At 38.4% G+C, this 2,196-nt stretch carries 2 protein-coding genes; both read left to right on the top strand.

Annotated features, from left to right (window positions below; translation table 11 throughout):
* The coding region (locus KSO91_RS16990) for an O-antigen ligase family protein (RefSeq protein ID WP_238744207.1) at positions 1 to 907 on the top strand (907 nt) is incomplete at its 5' end.
* Positions 904 to 1,983: a glycosyltransferase family 4 protein gene (locus KSO91_RS16985; RefSeq protein WP_238744206.1), complete on the top strand. Its 1,080-nt coding sequence runs from the start codon at positions 904 to 906 to the stop codon at positions 1,981 to 1,983. The genes KSO91_RS16990 and KSO91_RS16985, both read left to right, overlap by 4 nt.
* The last annotated feature ends 213 nt before the right edge of the window (positions 1,984 to 2,196 follow it).

Raw genomic sequence — 2,196 nt, 5'->3', positions numbered from 1 at the left:
CCTTTCTATTTTACCCCCACAGTTACATTATAAAATCGACCTAAAAGCACTCACTGTAATGGGCAGCCTAACTTCTCTAATATACTTATTGATGCAAATAATTGTTTATAATAATAATGGTCGTATGTGGAGTATTAACCCCATCCCCTATGCGACATTCATCACCTCTATAGCCATTATATCACTGTATTTTTTACTACAAAGTCAGACGTTTAATCAACGCGTTTTATGGTTAATTACATTTATGGTAACGCTTCCTCCCCTTTTTCACTCTCAAGCACGAGGGCTCTGGCTCGCACTGAGTATTGCGATAATAACGTTAGCCATAAAATCAATCCTTAATAATAAAAAATCAATTTTAGTCTTGATTCCGCTTCTGTTAGGCATCACTCTCAGCGGGTATTTAATTTCTGGAAAACTGACGCAACGTTTTGAACAAACTAAAATTGAAGTACAAAAAATCACATCTGGCAATTTAAACACTTCATTCGGGCAGCGTTTACAAATGTGGGAAGCCGCTCTTATTATGAGCAAAAAATCACCAATAATAGGGTTAGGCGATGCGCATATTGCCTATAAAGAAGCCTTAGCTAAAGAGAATATAATATCCCCTACTATTGTTCCTTTTACTCATTATCATAACCAGTTTTTAAATGCGCTGGTTAAATACGGCATTATTGGTCTGCTGTTACTCCTTTTTTCAATCTATCTGCCTATTTACTATTTTTTTACAGTTGAAAGGCGATATAAATGGCCCGCTATTTTAGTAGTTTTGATCTTTATGGTAGCCTCTCTAACCGACGTCCCTTTTCAACATGCGCAGACACTGACATTCTATTTTATAGTCATGTACATAACATTAAGCACAGCTTCCCCAGAGCTCTTAACAAAACGAGAAATACAATGAATATTCTAATTTTCAGTTCCTATAAACACGCCTGGAACAGTGTCCGTCCAGAAGCAGAAATGTTTATTGGCTTTGTAAAACAAGGCCACAATGTCACCGTCATGACACAAGGAGATTCAGAATATGTCGCACGATTTATTGAACAGGGTATTAAAGTTATAGACTGTTATCCAAGCAAAAAGATCTGTTTAAAAAGCATCAAAAAAGTACATCAAACACTGTTAGAAAATGATATTGATATCTGTTATGCCTTTAATTCGAAAACCATTCCCAATGCTGCTTTTGCATGCGTTGGTACAAAGGCTAAATTAGTCGCTTATCGCGGCACGACAGGTGGCTTATATCGCCATGATCCCAGCGCTTATCTGACGCAGCTACACCCTAGAGTTGATGGTATCGTTTGTGTTTCAAATGCAGTACAAAAAGATGTTGCCAAGCGCGTTTGGAAAAACAAACATAATGTTGTGACCATTTATAAAGGACATCGATTAGATTGGTATCAAGTGCAACCTACGTTACGCAGTGAATTTGCTTTATCTGATGAAGATATTATTGCAGTTTGCGCAGCCCATGTACGACCTAGCAAAGGTATATCACTTTTGCTACAAGCGACGCATTTTATTAATGATCCCAGATTTCATCTGATTTTAGCCGGCAGTGGTTATGAACCTTATTTTGATGAGATAAAAGCTAGCCCAATGGCAGATAGAATCCATTATATCGGCCACCGCACAGATATCCCCTCATTGATGACCATGGCTGATTTTCAAGTACAACCCTCAATTAGTGGTGAAGGTTTACCAAGAACAATCATTGAGGCGATGGCCAATGGCACCACCTCGGTGGTTACAACCACGGGAGGCTCTCCTGAGTTAGTTGTCGACGGTGAAACGGGATACATAGTAGAAACAGGGGATGCTGAAGCCTTTTCTACGGCGATGAACAAACTAATCAGCAGTAAAGCAAAATGTATTGAGATGGGTATCTGTGCTCAACAGCGGCTTGATAAGCATTTCAGCTCTGAAGAAACAGTTAAGCAGCATTTGGCTTTTTTTAATCGCTTAATGAATGATTAAGATTTAATTTCCTAGAATAGAATTCGATAATATCGCGTTATTGAATAACCTCAACTCGGGATAAGTAAATCGATCCCGAGTTGATACTAAATAACCTCAATTCTGGATAAGCTAAACGATACAGTACCGTTATTTACGCGTATTTCTGCGTTAAATCATCTGCCAATAACCAGTTATTGCTGCGATGATTCGCCTTGAACTACGCAAAACTAA

The sequence above is a fragment of the Psychromonas antarctica genome (assembly GCF_022267535.1).
In the GTDB taxonomy this organism is placed as follows: Bacteria; Pseudomonadota; Gammaproteobacteria; order Enterobacterales; family Psychromonadaceae; genus Psychromonas; species Psychromonas antarctica.
Note: the sequence above shows the minus strand (reverse complement) of the source record. Positions and strands in the feature narration are given on the sequence as shown.

What these genes read in the sequence shown, in the direction of transcription:
- KSO91_RS16985 (WP_238744206.1), top strand. Translation starts at nt 904, where the DNA reads ATGAATATTCTAATTTTCAGTTCCTATAAACACGCCTGGAACAGTGTC.